The sequence below is a fragment of the Prevotella melaninogenica genome, assembly GCF_018128065.1.
Classification (GTDB): domain Bacteria; phylum Bacteroidota; class Bacteroidia; order Bacteroidales; family Bacteroidaceae; genus Prevotella.
In genome coordinates, this window is the sequence record NZ_CP072359.1 from 1,399,212 (window position 1) to 1,418,366 (window position 19,155).

15 protein-coding genes are annotated in these 19,155 nt (G+C 39.6%); 11 read left to right on the forward strand and 4 right to left on the reverse strand.

Annotated elements, in window-relative coordinates:
* The first annotated feature begins 85 nt into the window (after positions 1–85).
* From J5A56_RS05645 to sucD, 4 genes are all read left to right on the forward strand, one after another.
* Positions 86–991, forward strand: a complete 906-nt coding sequence (locus J5A56_RS05645; protein WP_021671592.1) for a phosphate acyltransferase — start codon at positions 86–88, stop codon at positions 989–991.
* Positions 992–1,018: 27 nt separating this feature from the next.
* On the forward strand, positions 1,019–2,083 hold the full coding sequence (buk, locus tag J5A56_RS05650) for a butyrate kinase (protein WP_021671593.1): 1,065 nt from the start codon (positions 1,019–1,021) through the stop codon (positions 2,081–2,083).
* 71 nt (positions 2,084–2,154) lie between these two features.
* Complete coding sequence (gene sucC, locus J5A56_RS05655; protein WP_021671594.1) at positions 2,155–3,294, forward strand: ADP-forming succinate--CoA ligase subunit beta; 1,140 nt, start codon at positions 2,155–2,157, stop codon at positions 3,292–3,294.
* 12 nt (positions 3,295–3,306) lie between these two features.
* Positions 3,307–4,179, forward strand: a complete 873-nt coding sequence (gene sucD / locus J5A56_RS05660) for a succinate--CoA ligase subunit alpha (RefSeq protein WP_021671595.1) — start codon at positions 3,307–3,309, stop codon at positions 4,177–4,179.
* Positions 4,180–4,449: 270 nt separating this feature from the next.
* On the opposite strand, the gene J5A56_RS05665 is transcribed toward sucD, so the two are convergent.
* Entirely contained in the window at positions 4,450–6,063 is a 1,614-nt protein-coding gene (locus tag J5A56_RS05665) for an OmpP1/FadL family transporter (RefSeq protein WP_021671596.1), read from the reverse strand.
* 42 nt (positions 6,064–6,105) lie between these two features.
* Entirely contained in the window at positions 6,106–7,152 is a 1,047-nt protein-coding gene (locus tag J5A56_RS05670) for a hypothetical protein (protein ID WP_021671597.1), read from the reverse strand.
* A gap of 169 nt (positions 7,153–7,321) precedes the next feature.
* Between J5A56_RS05670 and prmA the strand changes: the two genes are divergently transcribed.
* On the forward strand, positions 7,322–8,191 hold the full coding sequence (gene prmA / locus J5A56_RS05675) for a 50S ribosomal protein L11 methyltransferase (protein ID WP_021671598.1): 870 nt from the start codon (positions 7,322–7,324) through the stop codon (positions 8,189–8,191).
* Here the strand turns inward: prmA and J5A56_RS05680 are convergent.
* Positions 8,115–8,945, reverse strand: coding sequence for a glycoside hydrolase family 25 protein (locus J5A56_RS05680; RefSeq protein ID WP_021671599.1), 831 nt, complete (start codon positions 8,943–8,945; stop codon positions 8,115–8,117). The genes prmA and J5A56_RS05680 overlap by 77 nt on opposite strands.
* Before the next feature lie 470 nt (positions 8,946–9,415).
* Positions 9,416–11,059, reverse strand: coding sequence for a diphosphate--fructose-6-phosphate 1-phosphotransferase (locus J5A56_RS05685; protein ID WP_021671600.1), 1,644 nt, complete (start codon positions 11,057–11,059; stop codon positions 9,416–9,418).
* Positions 11,060–11,324: 265 nt separating this feature from the next.
* Between J5A56_RS05685 and J5A56_RS05690 the strand changes: the two genes are divergently transcribed.
* The 6 genes from J5A56_RS05690 to J5A56_RS05715 all read left to right on the forward strand — a co-directional run bounded on the left by J5A56_RS05690 (position 11,325) and on the right by J5A56_RS05715 (position 19,154).
* Positions 11,325–11,597, forward strand: coding sequence for a hypothetical protein (locus J5A56_RS05690; protein WP_021671601.1), 273 nt, complete (start codon positions 11,325–11,327; stop codon positions 11,595–11,597).
* Entirely contained in the window at positions 11,597–12,157 is a 561-nt protein-coding gene (locus J5A56_RS05695) for a 1-acyl-sn-glycerol-3-phosphate acyltransferase (RefSeq protein WP_021671602.1), read from the forward strand. The genes J5A56_RS05690 and J5A56_RS05695 overlap by 1 nt, the downstream gene beginning before the upstream one ends.
* Complete coding sequence (locus J5A56_RS05700) at positions 12,157–14,745, forward strand: fibronectin type III domain-containing protein (RefSeq protein ID WP_021671603.1); 2,589 nt, start codon at positions 12,157–12,159, stop codon at positions 14,743–14,745. The genes J5A56_RS05695 and J5A56_RS05700 overlap by 1 nt, the downstream gene beginning before the upstream one ends.
* Positions 14,746–14,784: 39 nt before the next feature.
* Positions 14,785–15,114: a hypothetical protein gene (locus J5A56_RS05705; RefSeq protein ID WP_021671604.1), complete on the forward strand. Its 330-nt coding sequence runs from the start codon at positions 14,785–14,787 to the stop codon at positions 15,112–15,114.
* A gap of 85 nt (positions 15,115–15,199) precedes the next feature.
* Entirely contained in the window at positions 15,200–17,329 is a 2,130-nt protein-coding gene (locus J5A56_RS05710; RefSeq protein ID WP_021671605.1) for a YgiQ family radical SAM protein, read from the forward strand.
* A gap of 1,255 nt (positions 17,330–18,584) precedes the next feature.
* On the forward strand, positions 18,585–19,154 hold the full coding sequence (locus J5A56_RS05715; protein ID WP_021671606.1) for a hypothetical protein: 570 nt from the start codon (positions 18,585–18,587) through the stop codon (positions 19,152–19,154).
* Position 19,155: the final 1 nt, after the last annotated feature.

The window sequence follows — 19,155 nt, forward strand, 5'->3', positions numbered from 1 at the left end:
TTTTTTTCTTTAAATATTAGGCATATTTCAAAACAAAGTATTATCTTTGTCACATTATAAAATTGTAACTGAAAATCGATTAACTATGCCTAAAGAAAGAAAGACTATCACTGACTTTAAGAAGCTTATTCTTCTTCTCAAAGAGAGGAAGATTTGTAAGCGAACTGTAGTTGTATGGCCAGAAGACAGCCATACACAAGAAGCGCTTTTTAAAGCTGTGCAAGAAGGTTTTATCCAGCCTATATTAGTATGTTCAAAACAAACGAGGGAAGACTTTGCTAAGAAAAATGCCTTTCAATCAATTGATGCAGAATCACCTGAAGAAGCAGCGCGGAAAGCTGTTGAATTGGTAAAAAAAGGTGAAGCAGACATTCTTATGAAAGGATTCCTTAACACGGATGTTCTTTTACGTGCAATACTTGATAAAGAAGTAGGAATCCTACCAAAAGATACTGTGTTAACTCATATTACTGCAGCAAAATTACCCGAATATAATAAATTACTCTTCTTTACTGATGCTGCTGTTATCCCAAATCCAAATGACAAACAACGTAGAGCACAAGTACAATATATCGTAGACTTTTGTCATGCCTTTGAAATAGAATGTCCTAAAGTTGCTCTCATTCATTGTTCAGAAAAAGTAGACGAACGTCATTTCCCATATACGGTATCATATAGATCACTTAAAGAAGAAGCTGGAGCTTTTGGCAATTGTATAATAGACGGTCCGTTAGATTTGATTACATCTTGCTCAACAGAAGCAATGAAAGTAAAACACATTGTCTCTTCTGTGAACGGAGAAGCTGATGCCTTAGTTTTCCCTGATATTGAAGCTGGTAATTTGTTTTATAAAACTATTACCCTTTTCTGTCACGCAGAAACCGCAGCTATTCTACAAGGAACCATTGCCCCAGTAGTACTCCCCAGTCGTGGCGATACGATTGAATCCAAGTTCTATAGCCTTGCACTGGCGAGTCTAATCTCAAGATAGTCTATATATAAGGTAGATTAAAACATTATGGAATACAAAATTTTAGCTATCAACCCGGGATCGACATCAACCAAGATATCACTTGCGAATGATGATCAGCCCGTATTTGTTGCTGATATTGCACATACCAGAGAAGAACTGAGTAAATTTAAGCGTATCTCTGACCAATATCATTTTCGCAAACAGGTTGTTATTGAGGAGTTGAAGAATAGAAATATTCCTTTGGACTTTGATGCTGTTATCGGACGTGGTGGACTTGCCAAACCTGTTTCAAGTGGTGTTTTTACCATCACTGATCATATGATAATTGATCAGCAACGAGCTATTCACCAACATGCCTGTGATCTTGGCTGTATGATTGCTGATGAGATTGCACGAGAAATCCCGGGCTGTAAAAGTTTTATTGCTGACCCTGGTGTAGTAGACGAAATGGAACCAGAAGCACGTTTGTCGGGTTCTCCTCTCATGCCACGTATGTGTATCTGGCATGCTCTAAACCAAAAAGCAATTGGTAGACGATTTGCTAAAGATATGGGTACAACTTATGAAAAACTGAACCTCATTATATGTCATTTGGGAGGTGGAATATCTATTGCAGCACATTCTCAAGGGAGGGCTATTGATGCTAATAATGCATTAGATGGTGAAGGTCCTTTCTCTCCAGAACGAGCAGGTTCACTACCTGCTGCCGACCTGATTCGTCTTTGTTTTAGTGGGAAATATACAGAAGATCAGTTATTGAAGAAGGTGAGTGGTCATGCAGGTCTTATTGCTCACCTTGGAACAAACGACCTTAGGGAGATAACTAATTGGATTAAGGCTGGTGATAAGCATGCCGAACTTGTTGTATCTGCTATGATATGGCACATTGCTAAGAATATTGCAGCAGAAGGTGCTGTATTATGTGGAAATATTGATGCGATTCTGCTTACAGGTGGTATGGCAAAATCTGACTATATCATTGAGCATCTCAAAAAACGCCTTTCCTATCTCGCACCAATCCATGTTTATCCCGGTCAAGATGAAATGCAAGCATTGACTGAAAATGCCTTAGCAGTCCTTCGAGGTGAACGCAAAGCACAGGAGTATTAAGAACTTCTACAAAAAAACTATCAAGAATCCTAAACAATTAAAACATAGTTTATAAATTAAAACCAGATCGTATGAAGGTACATGAATACCAAGCAAAGAAATTCTTTGCAAGTTATGGGCTTCCAGTAGACCGCAACATTATTTGCCGTACTCCTGACGAAGCTGTTGAAGCCTACAAGCAATTAGGTGTTGAGAAAGCCGTAGTAAAGGCTCAGGTTCACACAGGCGGCCGTGGTAAGGCTGGTGGTGTAAAACTTGGTAGTAATGAGGCTGAGATTCGTCAGCATGCTGAAGCTATCTTGGGTATGGATATCAAGGGTTTCATCGTTGACAGAGTACTTGTCAGCGAAGCCGTTGATATTGCTTCTGAATACTATATGAGTATTCTTGTTGATCGAAAGTCAAAATGTCCTATGTTGATGCTAAGCCGTGCTGGAGGTATGGATATTGAGCAGGTGGCAAAGGAAACACCTGAGAGAATTGAGAAAATTGTCATTGACCCTGTTATTGGCATGAGCGACTTTCTCGCACGTGAGGCAGCCTTTAAGCTCTTTGATGACATGGCACAGGTTAAACAGGCTGTACCAATCTTCAAGAATATCTATAAACTTTTTACAGAAAAGGATGCTTCCTTGGCTGAAATCAATCCTTTGGTGATGTTGAAAGATGGGACACTAAAGGCTATTGATGCTAAGATGACCTTTGACGACAATGCCCTTTTCCGTCATCCAGATGTCGCTGAACTCTTCGAGCCAACCGAGGAAGAGCGTAAAGAACGCGATGCTAAAGACAAGGGATTTAGCTATGTGAATCTTGGTGGAAGCATTGGCTGTATGGTAAATGGTGCTGGTCTTGCCATGGCTACCATGGATATGATTAAGCTCTATGGCGGTGAACCTGCTAACTTCCTTGATATTGGTGGTAGTTCCAACCCAGAGAAGATTGTTGAGGCTATGAAGCTTCTTCTGAGTGACAAGCATGTAAAAGTAGTGTTAATCAACATCTTTGGCGGTATTACACGTTGTGATGATGTTGCAAACGGACTCTTAGAAGCATTCAAGGTTATCGAAACAGATATCCCTATTGTCATCCGTCTGACAGGAACTAATGAAGCTGAAGGAAGAGCTATCCTCGAAGGCACTCACTTCACTGTCGGCACAAGTATGGCAGATGCTGGACATAAAGCTGTAGAACTGAGCAAAAAACTTTAAAAAACAAGCGTTATGAGTATTCTAATTAATAAAGATACAAAGTTAATCGTACAGGGTATTACAGGTCGTGATGGTAGTTTCCACGCTTCAAAGATGAAGGAGTATGGCACTAATGTTGTTGGTGGTACTTCACCTGGTAAAGCTGGGCAGGAAGTATGTGGTATCCCTGTATTCAACACAGTTAAGGATGCTGTTGCAGCAACAGGTGCCAACACATCTATCATTTTCGTACCAGCACCTTTTGCTAAAGACGCAATGCTTGAGGCTATTGACGGTGGTGTGAAACTCGTCATCTGTATTACAGAAGGTGTGCCTACGCTTGATGCTGTCGCAGCACAACGTTATGCAAGGATTAAAGGTGTAAAGGTAATTGGTCCAAACTGTCCAGGACTTATTTCTCCAGAGGAGAGTATGGCTGGTATTATGCCTACTAATATCTTCAAGAAAGGACATACTGGTGTTATCAGCCGCAGTGGTACGCTTACTTATGAAGTAGTTTATAATCTTACACAAGCTGGTTTGGGGCAATCTACAGCAGTTGGTGTAGGTGGTGACCCTGTCGTAGGACTTTATTTCGAGGAGCTTCTTCGCATGTTCCAAGATGATCCAGAGACAGATAGTATTGCACTCATTGGAGAGATTGGTGGTGATGCCGAGGAACGTGCAGCTACGTTTATCAAAGAGAATGTAACAAAGCCTGTGGCTGTATTTATCTCAGGTCAGCAAGCTCCTCCGGGCAAGCAGATGGGACATGCGGGTGCCATCATTTCAAGTGGTTCTGGCTCTGCAAGCGAAAAGATTGCTGCTTTTGAAGCTGTTGGCGTACCTGTTGCACGTGAGACCAGCGAAATTCCTGAGCTCCTTAAGAAGCAATTAAATAAATAGAGAAACTACGTTTATAGTTAAATAAACTACAAACTATATATAGAACTTATATCTAAATCGAGTAGGAGATAAATACTAATCATAGGTGTTTACCTCCTACTTTCATGTTTACCAATCTCTCATATCACCGTACGTGCTCTTCCTTATTAGTCAAGAGTCAAGAAATAAGTTTGGAGACTTGTATCCGTTGGACAATGCTTATTCCGAACATAAAAAAAACGATAAAAGAGAAATACCCCTTTTACCGTTTTTTAATTCACATGTAATTTCTTAAAAAGTATAGCCTAATGTGAGGAGTAACTGATTTTTGTTGTTCTTGACATCAGCGGTTGTTGCAATGTTAGACTCCTTCACAGTTGTAGCACCAGAAGGTATAGAAACATCTCTAATATTAGAGAAAGGAGCAAATGACCCATTCTGTGCACTATACTGATAAGCCAAATCAATATTGAACTTCTTTACTTTATAACCAATGCCTAATGTAAAACGGTTGATGGAGCTCCAGTTAGTATAGTCTGTTGTAGAAGAATAAGCTGTACCTAAAGAAGCAAGACCGGGATCTTTCTGCGCATCACTTACATATTTTGGACTTACATAGTTGTAACCCATACGCAAAGCAACATTACTTACTGGCTTGTACTCAATACCTAACTTCAAAGTGCTAACACCCTTCAGAACTTCCTTCGTGTGAGCATTCATAATCCTATCAGGACTTGATGACTCATAGTACTCACCATAAAAATAATCATAGTAACCACCATCATTGACCCTGCTATTGATGTCAGCATAGTTCTCATATTCGTATGTTGCACCCAAGGCAAGGTAGTTGCCAACAGTGTGACCAAGAGAGAAACCAAACTTCCAAGGTGTCCACATCTTGAAATCATATGAGTTAACACCTTTTTCCGGACTTGATGTGCCTGCATAAACAAGACGAGTAACATTTGAAGTCGTCAAGTCATACCATGTTGGAGACTTCACGTATGCACCAATTCTAAATGGAGACTCAGCTACTGGACGAACAATTACACCAGCAGTGATATCAAAACCTGAACCCGTTACCTTTCTCTCATCACGAACAAGTACACCACCAGCATTGTTTAAGTTTTCACGATACTCACTGTATCCCCTATAATTAACATCCTTCATACCGAATGTCAAACCGAGATAAACCCTATCATTGAAGTTTCCGCTCACAGCAAAGTCATAATTACCAATATAACCAGTGTTTGCACGAGCAAGATTATAGCCCGTAGCCGACTCATAGTTAAACCTTCCTGTGTTTTTATCAGGGATAAGATTATTCCAATAAAGGTAATCAATCTGACTCCAAGTATATGCTACATTTGATGATGACGAAGCGTCTACATAACCAACATTCTCACCATTCTTATCCTTACGAACAAAGAATCCACCAGAATTCTCATTACCAAGCATACCCTTAATATATGACTGCTTGTTCTGTGAACTATTGCTCAAAGAACCTGTTGCATTAAGAATATAATCAAAGTTCTTGCTCTTATGATAGTTGAAACCAAAGTTAAGGAAAGACTTCTGTCCAGTACGAGTAGAATAAACGCCACCTATCTGGTCAAAGCTCAAGTTAGTCTTCTTACCATTAGCAAACTCCTTACCATCTGACTGCATAAGAAGACCACCACTGACACTAATATTATTATGACGGAATAAACCGATACCAGCTGGGTTAGAACCGATAGTAGAAATATCAGCACCCAAGGCCTCCATAGCTCCACCCATACCAACGTAGCGTGCGGTACCATTCAAGTCCTCTCCTGCTAACTTAGCATTCTCGTATGTCTCCTGTGCATTTGCAGACAAAGCAGCAAACAACGAAACAGCAAAGAAAATATATTTACTCTTCATTTCTGATATTCTTTATTAATTAAACATTCATTATCCTAAATACTATCTATGACTACCGAAGGTACTGCGTGAGCCACCAGAGCTGCTGCCTCCACCGCCAGAATATGAGCCACCGAAGCTACCACCACCTCTTGCACCACCAAATGAGCTTGGTGAAGGCTGTGAGAATGTAGAGCGTTCTGGCTGAGAATAAGAGCGTGTCTGATTCTCAAAACCATTCTGACGTGCGCCAGCGAAGCGGTCATAGTAACTTCTCATATCATTACTCTGAGATGCATTGTTTCCATACTGGTTTACATTGCCACGACGATTTGAGAAAGAAGATCGTCCGTTGTCATAGGAACCACTCCTTGCTTGAGAACCAAAGTCTCTTGAAGAGTTACCCCAGTGATTAGCTGTACCTGTATGACCATTGTAAGCATAGTAGCCACCTCTTCTATAACCATAATAAGGATAGCCACCATAATAGCCATAATATCTGCTCCATGGGTTGTACCAACCATAGTCAGCATAACCATAATAGTATGGATAACCGCCATAGTAGCCATAATATGAATAACGACCATAATAGCTATAGTAAGGATAACCACCATAGTAGCCATAATACCATGGATCATCCCATCTGTCATACCAGCCACCATAATAAGGTGAACGCCATCCCCAACCTACATAGATTGAAGAGCGACCAGCAAACCAAGGGTCATAATAGCCACCCCAGAAGCCATCAAAGCGACTCATTCTTCTGCTATATGCGAAGTCGTCCTCGCCACTCTCATACTTACGAGTGAAGCCTCCATAGATAGTGTCAAGTACTACAGAGTCTCCATGCAGTGTAGAGATACGTGACATGAAGATATCATTTCCAAGAGAATCAACTCCAATTTTCTTATAATTGTACTTGCCACGACGATTGTATTCGTCATTAGACTTACCGATACCGCTATAATAGACAGGGCGTTCTTCCTCCATTATACTCTGTTGATAAGCAGACTGCTCTGCCTTTGATGGGGTAAAATAAAGGTCATCTTGTGCCATTGATAACAATGGCATAGCTCCAAACAAAACTGAAAGCAAAAGAAATCGTTTCATATACCTTATATTTTAAATTATATTTATTTTTAACACCAAGATTAGTATGTATACAATCTTTATAATGCAAAAATAAGACAACTTTCTTTGCAAATATACGGATTTTCCCTAATCTATAGTAGGTTTTTCCCTATTTTTTATAATTTTGCAGTATAAATTTAACACCAAGATGAAATATATACAAGTAAGATTTACGGCAGAACCTGATTCTCAGGACGTAAGAGACATTATTGCTTCTCTTGCAGGTGAAGTTGGATTCGATTCCTTCACAGACGAGACAGATGGTCTCGTTGGCTACTGCCAAGAAGACCTTTTCAATGAAGAAACACTCACTGAGACCATGCAAAACTTGCCTATTCCGGACGTAAAAGTATCTTTTACAGCTAATCAAGTCGAGGATAAAAACTGGAATGAGGAATGGGAGAAAGCTGGCTTTGACCCAATAATAATTGATAATCGCTGTGCTATCATTTGCAAGAATATGGAAGAAGAGGCTATTGCTAACTATCCTCAACTTGCATCAATACCAATGAAGATTGTTATTGATGCACAACAGGCTTTTGGTACAGGTACACATGAAACAACACAAATGATTGTTTCATTATTACTGAACCAAAACCTGAAGGACAAGAGAGTCCTCGACTGCGGCTGTGGAACAGGTATCTTAGGCATTGTTGCCGCAAAATGCGGTGCAAAAGAAGCCGTATGCTATGACATTGATGAATGGAGTGTACGAAATGCCGAACACAATGCCAAACTAAATGGTGTAGAATTAGAGGTGCTTGAAGGCGATAAGCGAGTCTTATCACACGTAAGCGGTGTCTTTGATATCATCTTGGCAAATATCAATCGTAATATTATCCTTGAAGATATAGAAGAATTTGTCAGTGTCATGACGACTGATTCAAAGATTATTTTGAGTGGATTCTATGAACAGGATGCAGAAGCTATCCTTCAGAAAGCTAATGAACTCGGTCTGAAAGAGGTTCAACGTTTGTTGAATCATGACTGGTGCTGCCTACTGCTTGAACGGGCGTAACCTCTTCGGGAATAAGTAGTTGCTGCAAGTCGTAGAAGCTACCATTGTAGATATCTAAATCTACATATCCCTTAATACCTGGCAGCCTTCCGGCATCGGTATGCTGCCAGAATTTCCAAGCACCTTGATATTCCATCTGATTAACATAGTAGTGTGCTATCCAATAAGGATAGTCATCAAAGCGAGAATCAGAAAGATATTGGTCTTTAAACTTATAATAGGTATAGATGATAGGTTTCACATGATACCTATCTTCTACTATATGTAGCCATGTCAGAATATTCTGCTGGAACTCTTCCGTACTGATATTCTTTGGTTTATGCTCAACATCAAGAACAGGTGGTAAATCTCCCGGCTGCAAATGAACCATAGCAAGGAAGAAATAAGCCTGACGACGTGCCGACGAGTTATTGCTCCAGAAATGATAAACACCTCGTATAAAACCTGACTCTTTAGCATTATAGAAGTTATCTCTGAACTTTACATCAACATGACTATCACCCTCTGTTGACTTTATGATAATAAAACGAATAGGCGAACGGTCTATCATCGCATTTCTAAGTCGGTTCCAATTAATCGTACCCTGATAACGACTTACATCAATACCATAAATCGTATAGCCCTCTGGATAATCAGGATCACCATAAATAGCACGCCATCTAAATCCTGTAGGTGATACAAAGAAATAATAGAACAAGAAACTATATCCAGCAGCAAGACACAATCCACCTGCCCATCTCATCCAACTTGGCATCTGAACCCAAGTTTTTAGTATTGAATGAAGTGCTTTGGAGATAAACATTTTCTTACTTTTGGATAATTTAAAGTTCTACTTTACTTCTACATTAAATTGACTTTCGAGATTTCTTTTCATGAACAAAAATATTTATTTTCATGAAGAAAAATATTTATTTACGTGAAAAAAAGAATTTATTTTCATGAAAATAAATTAGCATACCATCTAAATAAGTTGAAAATATGATGTTTCTTTAGATACTATTGACTACAAAAAAGAAGACTATTAAACACTACTTACAACCATAGTCAAGCACCTTTATTCTTGTATAAATTTTATAATAATAGATTGAAAATCAAAGGAGTAATTTAACTTTGTTTACTAACTACTTAAAACATAAGAGGTCAGCACCAAACAGGATATTGTATAAAACAAAAGAAGAAACAGAGGATATAACTATCCCCTATTTCTTCTTTATAAATATACTATTACTTAGCCTGCTCTAACTCGAGAGTCTTAGTAGTCTGATCGCATACTGAAGAAGGACCCCAGTACTGGATAGGACCCGGATAGATGTAGCATGTTTCCTTCGCCCACTTCTCACGCTGAGCAGCGAAAGTCTTGAATGGAGCACCATCGAGCTCAACAAGTGCCTTGCGAATAACTGGCTTCATCTCACCGTTACGTCTCTCCATGTTCATCATCATTGTGATTGGCACACCTCCTGCCTTCCACTGATCTGTACCAGCAGTTGTATTCTTAACGATAGCCATGTAACCAGTCTTACCGTTAGCAATCAGCTGAGCTGCTGATGAACCGAGTGCATAGCAGTAGTCTGCATCGAAGTTAGAAGGAGCTGCGCAACGACCCTCGTAACCGAAGAAGTGGTGCAGAGGAGAGAACTTACCTGTGTATTTGCCCTCCTTCTTCCACTGATCAAGCTTAGCAGCAACCATTTCAGAGATGAGTTTCTCAGTCTCAATGAGAGATACCTGCACGTTTCCGTGTGGGTCGCGGTCAAGAGAAAGCTGACGTGCAACGCCCTCTGGAAGTGTCTCGAAAGTAGCCTTGTTTTCTGCTGAGAGGTGCTCAAGGATATACTTACGCTGTGCATCCTTGTCAAGATTCAGATAGTCTGCACCGTGAGCAGCGAGCAAGTCGTTCAACTCCTGAATCAAACGACCAATAGCAGGAATAAACTCGATAAGACCCTCTGGAATCAAAACAACACCGAAGTCGTTACCCTGCTCTGCGCGATAAGCAACAACACCAGCAATATACTCAACGATATCGTTCAATGTCTGATCCTTAGCCTCAATCTCCTCAGATACTAAGCAGATGTTTGGCTGTGTCTGCAAAGCACACTCAAGAGCAATGTGAGAAGCAGAACGACCCATCAACTTGATAAAATGCCAGTACTTACGAGCAGAGTTACAGTCACGCTCAATATTACCGATAAGCTCTGAATAAGTCTTAGTTGCTGTATCAAAACCGAAAGAAGTCTCAATCTGATCGTTCTTCAAGTCACCATCGATAGTCTTAGGACAACCGATAACCTGAACGCCATACTGCTTAGCAGCATAGTACTCAGCCAATACACAAGCATTGGTGTTTGAGTCGTCACCACCGATGATTACAACAGCCTTGATATCCAACTGACGAATAATCTCAAGACCCTTCTCAAACTGCTCTTCCTTTTCAAGCTTTGTTCTACCTGAACCAATCATATCGAAACCACCAGTGTTGCGATAAGCCTGAAGATTCTCAGCTGTAATCTCAATGTAGTTGTGATCAACAAGACCACCAGGACCCATAAGGAAACCATAAAGGCGATTCTCTGGGTTCAACTTCTTAACCTCATCAAAGAGACCAGAAATAACGTTGTGACCACCAGGAGCCTGACCACCTGAGAGGATAATACCAACATTAATCTTAGCATTGTTAGCTGAATCAGCTGGAACAAACTCAACGAGAGGCATTCCGTAAGTATTAGGGAATAACTTCTTGATGTCCTCCTGATTGTCAACACTCTGTGTAGGAGCACCTTCCTGCACCTTTACTGCACCCTGAAGAGCCTTAGGCAACTTTGGCTGATAGCCTGCTCTTTCCTTCTGCAATGCGCTAATTTCCATCTGTTTAATTTAAATGATTTAAATATAATAATCTGTTTAATATCTTTTGTCTACTAAAACAATGCAAACGAGAACAAAGGAAGTTTACTTCAACTTTGTCGAATGTAGCTTATTTTCTGCAAAATTACCTTTTTTCTCCGATAAAAGAAAAGAAAAGAAGCTAAATTAAAATTTTAACTCTATTTTTATGTAAGAAAGCTTTGCTTTTCTATTTTTTATTTATCTTTGAACGTTAATATGTAGAATATAGCTATTTAGGATTAATATGAGTAACAAAAGAGATTTGAAACGCACCATTAATTACATTTGTGGTGATTTGTTCACAGAGGGCATCGCAGCATCTCTCTATGGTGAAAATCGTGATAATGACAATACTGAGGCTATCCTCACGGCTATCTTGGTAATGCACAGCAACTACATCAGACGCGTGTCTCATGTTCAACCAGGTATGCCGGCCAAAGTCTATTTTAAAGACTTAAAGGATAAGTTCAGCAAAGAAGTCAATGAGATTATTGACCAACTCAATAACCTTGCATAATGTTACAGGCTATATCTAAGTGGCTTCTTTATAAATTTATGGGGTGGAAGAAAGATGTTAGGTTTACCTTACCTGACAAAGCTATCATTTGTCTTGCACCTCATACAAGTAATTATGATTTCATAATAGGACAACTTTATGTTAGGGCTGAACAACAGAAAAGTAACTTCTTGATGAAAAAGGAATGGTTTTTCTGGCCGCTTGGTGCTATCTTTCGTAAACTTGGTGGTATCCCTGTATGGCGTGATAAGAAGACGAGTATGACTGACAGATTAGCCGAATATGCAATGAAGGCTGACAAGTTTCAACTCTGTATTACTCCTGAAGGAACCCGGAGTTTAAACCCTGACTGGAAGAAAGGTTTTTACTATATAGCGTTAAAAGCACAACTGCCTATCTTTCTCTTTGGTTTAGATTATGAAAGGAAGCTCATTGAGTGCTCAAAAGTGATAACACCATCAGGTGACGTAGAAAAGGATATGAAGGAAATCAAATTGTATTACAAAGACTTTAAGGGTAAACATCCTGAATTGTTTACGATTGGAAAATTAAACGAATAATGAAGATAAAATTGCTGTGTACCACACTTCTTGCATTGTTGTTTACAAACACTTTTGCACAAGTAGGTAAGTCAACATGGGGAAAAACTAATTATGAAGATGCGCCATGGGTGAAGAATATTTCTCGCCCTAATGAAATCACAGAGGGATTACAGAACAGACATCTTTCAGTTTGGTCATCTCATGGAAAATATTACGATGCTAAGAAAGGAGAATGGAGATGGCAAAGACCTATTTTGTTCTGTACTACTGAGGATCTTTACACACAAACGATAGTTCTTCCTTACCTCATTCCAATGCTTGAGAATGCAGGAGCAATTGTCTTTACACCACGTGAAAGAGACTGGCAAAAGAATGAGATTATAGTTGATAACGACAGTCGTATCGACTATAAAGAAGAAAGTATGAAGAAGAAGTGGACAACTACTTCCACTAAAGGCTTTGCTCTACATTATGGAAGCTATAACGATGGTGAGAATCCATTTACAGCAGGTACGGCTCGACAGGTTAAAGCAAGAAAACGTAACAGTAAAATAAATTCTGTTGTTTATCAACCAACATTCCCTGAGGCTGGTCGTTATGCCGTTTATGTAAGTTATCAGACACAAAAGAAGAGCGTCGAAGCAGCAGAATATATTGTTTTCCATAAAGGGCAAGAAACACATTTTTGTGTGAACCAACGTATGGGTGGTGGCACATGGGTTTATCTTGGTACATTTGACTTTGACAAGGGTAATAGCATTAATAACTCTGTTGTATTGACTAATCATAGTACTCACAGAGGAATTGTTACCACTGATGCTGTTCGTTTTGGTAGCGGTATGGGTAATATTGTTCGTGGTGGAATGGTGAGTGGTATGCCACGTTTCCTTGAAGGAGCAAGATACTCGGCACAATGGTTTGGCGCACCGTGGAGTGTTGTCAGCAAGAGCAATGGCTCTAATGACTATAACGATGATATCAACTGTCGCTCATTGATGACAAATTGGCTTGCAGGAGGATCGTGTTATTTGCCTGAAAAAAAAGATGGTAAGAAGGTGCCTATCGAGCTTACCTTGGCTATCCACAGCGATGCTGGAGTAAAAGCTGATGATAGTTTTGTAGGTACTTTAGGAATCTGTACAACACAAAATGGTAACAACACATTAGGAGATGGGCTTTCACGAACTGTTTCAAAGACCTTTGCAGAACAGTTGGTAGCCAATGTTAAGAAGGATTTAGACAGAACTTTCCACATGAATTGGACTACACGGTCTGTGTGGGATCGTAACTACAGTGAGACGCGACTCCCCGAAGTTCCATCTGCGATCCTTGAAACTCTCTCCCATCAGAACTTCCCTGATATTAAGTTAGGGCAAGACCCTAATTTCAAGTTTACGCTGGCTCGTTCTGTCTATAAAACTATCTTGAAGTATGAAGCAAATATGCATGGTAAGAATTATACTGTACAACCCCTTGCCCCACAAAACTTTAAGATAGAATATGTAACTTCGAAGAAGGTAAGATTACAATGGAGACCAACCACTGATGCGGGTGAGCCTACAGCAACGCCAACCTCCTACAATGTATATGTTGCAATGGGAACAAGAGGCTTTGATAATGGTATGAATGTTCGCAATCCTTACTTTGAAATAGAGTTGCTTCCTGGCGTTGTCTATAATTTTAAGGTAACGGCTTGTAATCGTGGCGGTGAAAGCTTCCCAACAGAGACTCTTTCCGCCTTACACAATGAAGGTGCAAGTCAGAGCATCCTCATTGTCAATGCGTTCCATCGTCTTTCTTCTCCTGCTGTTGTCAACACAAGCACCGAACAAGGCTTCGACCTTGAAGCTGACCCAGGACTAAGCTATGGTCCAGTGGCTGGATGGACAGGAAGACAAGCCAACTTCAACAAAGCTATGATGGGTAAGGAAGGACCTAATGCCTTAGGTTATGGCGGTGAGGAACTTGTAGGTAAGATTATCGCAGGTAACGACTTCAACTACGTAAAAGAACACGCTGAGGCTTTACGTCATGCAGGTAAATACAATATTGTCAGTTGCAACAGTAAGGCTGTTGAGTATGGCGAAGTCAATCTTTCTAAATATGCAATGGTTGACCTACTCCTTGGCAATGAGAAAGATGATGGCCATAGCTTGTATTATTACAAGACCTTTAAGCCAGCACTTCGTCAACAGTTGACTAAGTATCTGAATAATCGTGGCAAACTCTTTGTCAGTGGCTCTTATCTTGCATCTGATATGCAAGCAGTCGATGAGCAGGATTGGTTGAGAAACAACCTCAAAATATCCTTTGATGGTGCAAACGGTGACAACTACAACTCTATTGTTAGTGGAATGGGAATGTCATTCGATGTTTATCGCACTATCAACGAACAGCATTATGGTGCTTACACCCCAGACAACATCTTACCTGTTGACAACGCCTTCAGCACATTGACTTATGCTGATGGTCGAACAGCAGCTGTAGCATATAAAGGAACTGATAACAGTGTCTTCACATTATCCTTCCCTTTCGAGTGTATCAAGGATGCAACAACGCGCAGCAGCATCATAAAGGGCATTGTCAACTTTTTGATGAAAAAATAACAACAAAGAATTTGGAATAATCTAAAAGCGTAAAGACTTATGTATAAAATTCAAGCAAACGCTTCGGGAACACGAAGCATTGAGATTACCGACAATCATCTTGAGACTATTCAGAAGTATTCACTTCTCTCTGGATTGATTGATTCCAATGGTATTATTGACGAGAACATCCTCGACAAACTGAGATTCAATGTTCGTGGTCTTCTTGAGTCAGAACCAGGTAAAGATAAAGACTTGTTGGATTTGTGTCTTGATGTCATCTACAATCAGAATATGAAAGCCATCGGACTCAAAAACCTTGTTGTACTCTTCAAAAAATGGATCGTAACACACCAAGACGTTGAAGATGAGAATAAAGAAACACTGTAATAATACTCATTGAATAAAAGTAAGTATCAATTTATTGAAAGTCAACAATATACTCACATATAAATTCAATTAAAAACAAAAACATTTGAGTTTACAAAAAGAAAATAGAAGAACTGCAAAGCAGCATAAAAAAACATCAGTTAACCAGCGACAAGAAAGAGACAACGCTGCTAAGAATGAGACAAAAACGTCAAGACCTTCAAGATATCAACTGACTGACTTCCTCCCTACCACAAAGAAGGAGGTTGAACTTCGTGGTTGGGATCAGTTAGACGTTATCCTATTTTCGGGTGATGCCTATATTGACCATCCAGCCTTTGGAGTTGCTGTCATTGGTAGAACTCTCGAAGCAGCAGGTTATAAGGTGGCTATTGTTCCACAACCTGATTGGCATGGAGACTTCCGAGATTTCAAGAAGTTAGGGCGTCCACGTCTCTATTTTGGTATCTCACCAGGTGCCATGGACTCGATGGTAAACAAATACACTGCCAATCGTCGTCTACGTTCTGAAGATGCCTACTCACCTGATGGCAGACACGACCTACGCCCAGAATACCCAAGCATTGTCTACTCTAATATTCTCAGGCAGCTATATCCAGATGTTCCTATTGTCTTAGGTGGTATTGAAGCATCCTTACGCCGTCTCACCCATTACGACTATTGGAAAGACTGCCTCCGTAAGTGTATTCTTTGTGATGCACATGCCGATATGATTATCTATGGTATGGGTGAAAAACAAGTGGTAACTATTGCACAAGAATTAGAGAAAGGTGCTAACATCAAAGACCTGAAGCATATTCCACAGACCGTCTATCTCTGTAAAGAAGCAGATATTCCAGATGGTATAAAAGATGATGACATCGTTCTTCATTCGCATGAATCTTGCTTGCACAACAAGAAGTATCAGGCTGAGAACTTTAAGCACATAGAAGAGGAGTCTAACAAGAAACACGCACAGCGTATTCTGCAGGCTGTTGACAACGTTTATGCCGTTGTTAATCCACCCTACCCTACAATGACAACAGAGGAGGTAGATGCGGCTTATGACCTGCCTTACACACGTGAACCACACCCTAAATATCGTGGAAAAACAATCCCTGCCTACGAGATGATTAAACACAGTGTGAATATTCATCGCGGATGCTTTGGTGGTTGTTCGTTCTGTACGATTTCAGCACATCAGGGTAAGTTTATTAGTTGTCGTTCAAAAGAGAGTATATTAAAGGAGGTAAAACAGGTAATGCAGATGCCCGACTTCAAAGGTTATCTCTCTGACCTCGGTGGTCCATCTGCTAATATGTATGGCATGGCGGGTAAAAACCAAAAGGCTTGTGAGCATTGCAAACGTCCAAGTTGTGTAAACCCAGAGATATGTCCTAATCTTGAAACAGATCATACGAAGCTACTTGAAATCTATCACGCAGTTGACGAACTGCCAGGTATTAAGAAGAGTTTTATTGGTTCTGGTGTTCGCTATGACCTATTGTTGCACAAAAGTAAGGATGAGAAGAGCAATGAAGCTGCTAAACAATATACTCGTGAACTGATAACACGCCACGTCAGTGGTCGATTGAAAGTGGCTCCGGAGCACACTTCTGACCGAGTATTGAAACTTATGCGTAAGCCATCGTTCCAACAGTTCTATGCCTTTAAGAAGATTTTTGACCGCATTAATCGTGAAGAGAATATGCGACAACAGATTATACCTTACTTCATTTCTTCTCACCCAGGTTGCCAAGAAGAGGATATGGCGGAGTTGGCGGTGCTCACAAAAGACCTTGACTTCCATTTGGAGCAAGTACAAGACTTCACTCCTACCCCTATGACTGTTTCCACAGAAGCATGGTACACGGGTTATGACCCATATACGCTTGAACCAATCTTCTCTGCAAAGACGCCAAAAGAAAAGCTTGCTCAGCGACAATTCTTCTTCTGGTATAAACCAGAGGCTCGTCGTGATATTGAACGAGAGCTTCACCGCATCGGACGTAGTGATCTGATAGCTAAGCTATATGACAACGTTCCTAAGCATCACCCACGTGCTGTTTACGACCCAAAGGCTGTTGGTAGTACGCCCGATGTTCCTAACAAGAAACGTAAAGGGCGGGAAGAAAAGCCAATGGATAATCGTAAAAAATCTGCAAAACAAAATAGTAAACAACCAAAGAGTTTTAACCCAAACTTCTATAGTAATCATCGTCGAAGACAAAAATAAAAAGAAAGAAGGAGTTATGACGCAAAAATCATAATTCCTTTTTTCGTCTTATTTCTCAATTCCACAACCCTGTTAAATATATTGAGGCATTGCAGGTAGACCTCATCAGATGTGTGATTTTTCTGGTTCTATAACGAATCGTGTGGGTAAATAGTTTTTCCCTTGCCAGCGTTCCTGTGTTTAATGGCTTTATGGCTGAACAGAAGAATACGGAGTAATCTACGAATATAAAGGGGGTTAAACTAAACAAGCTTCTACACATCTCCTGTTTAATCTTAGTATTACAACGTTTTGCTCACAATTCATCCCCTGTCATCCTTATATCATAGTGAAGTTAACCATCCGCACATGTGGTGTTAACCATCCGCACCACATGTGCTAAGCATCCGCACCACAGAAAATGATGGTAAACATTCACAAACATTGTATGAAATAAGACTTTAAAACATCCTTTTCCGCTGGCTAAAGTGTAAAACGCTAAAACTAAACTAAACAAATAACTTCTTTCTATGAATACAGCAGATATTATTCTAATTGGGGCAAACAACCCACACGGTTCATTATAGAGATGCTTTTTTAGATAGGTGAACTGTTTTTTCAGATTCAACACCTATATTTAAATTATCAATATAAAAGTTGAGATTAAACTCAAAACAGAATAAAGAGAACTACTTAAAACAAAAATTAAAAACAGAATTGAAGATAGAGAAAATAACGTTTTAGATATAAATAAATCTGAATTCAGTAGAAAACTACCTCAAAAGATGAGTTTAGTAGTCATTATAGTTAATTAAATGTTAAAGCAATATCAATCTAAACAAAAATTTGCTTGTTAAGATGTTCTTTTATATCTTTGCATATAGAAAATAAAGAATGTTGCAACAATACAACATAGATTATTTAAGACATAAAGAAATTATCATCTATATATTATTCACAAGCCAAGATAAGGTTTAAAATTGAGACTTGTTAATGATGAAAGAGATGATAAGAACTATTTTACTAAGGACATCAAAAGAAACATATATCTGCTTAGTTGCGTTAACCACACAAGAATAATTCACGCAAATAACAGTCCGAAATACATAGGTTAGTTTTTTAAGGGAAGGATAACAGTATTGTCACGAGTCCAACATAGGATAATGTTGAGATTTCGAAGACACACAGCCAGTCCTGATTTCACGTGAGTGGAATCAGGATTTTTATTAGAGAAGTTTTGTTTTGTCCATGAAAGTATCTATATTTGTATCCATATATGTTTAAGAACAGATACAAACATCTCATCTGTCTGACTCTCCTTATTCTCACCACTGCGAAAACAATGGCACAACAGGAATTAACCTTTGAGTTGGAGAATGTCAATGATTCGCTTTCATGGCTTTGCCTATGCCCTAAAACGGAAGTGAATACAGCACTGACAGGACAGAGAAAAAAGAGAAAAAAGAGGACAGCAATTGCTAAATGGAAACTCCCCTACCCTGTTTACCAATTAGCGATGGGTGATGTTAATAATGATGGAAAGGACGAAGCAATCGTCGGAGTTATCAAACCGACTCGCTTTTATCCACAGCCAGCACGCCGACTCTTCATCTTCAAACAGGTAAATGGTAAAATACGTCCTATGTGGATGGGTTCTCGTATGGGTGGAATACTATGCGATTTCCGTTTTATCAAACCCTACATCCGAACATTACAAGCAACCACTGATGGTAAATATGTTGTCGCAGACTATGTCTGGGATGATTTCGGACTCTCTTTCGTAAGATTTTTAACCAAAGCTGTTAGCCACGAAGAAGCCATAAAACATTTTACATCGGACAAATAAA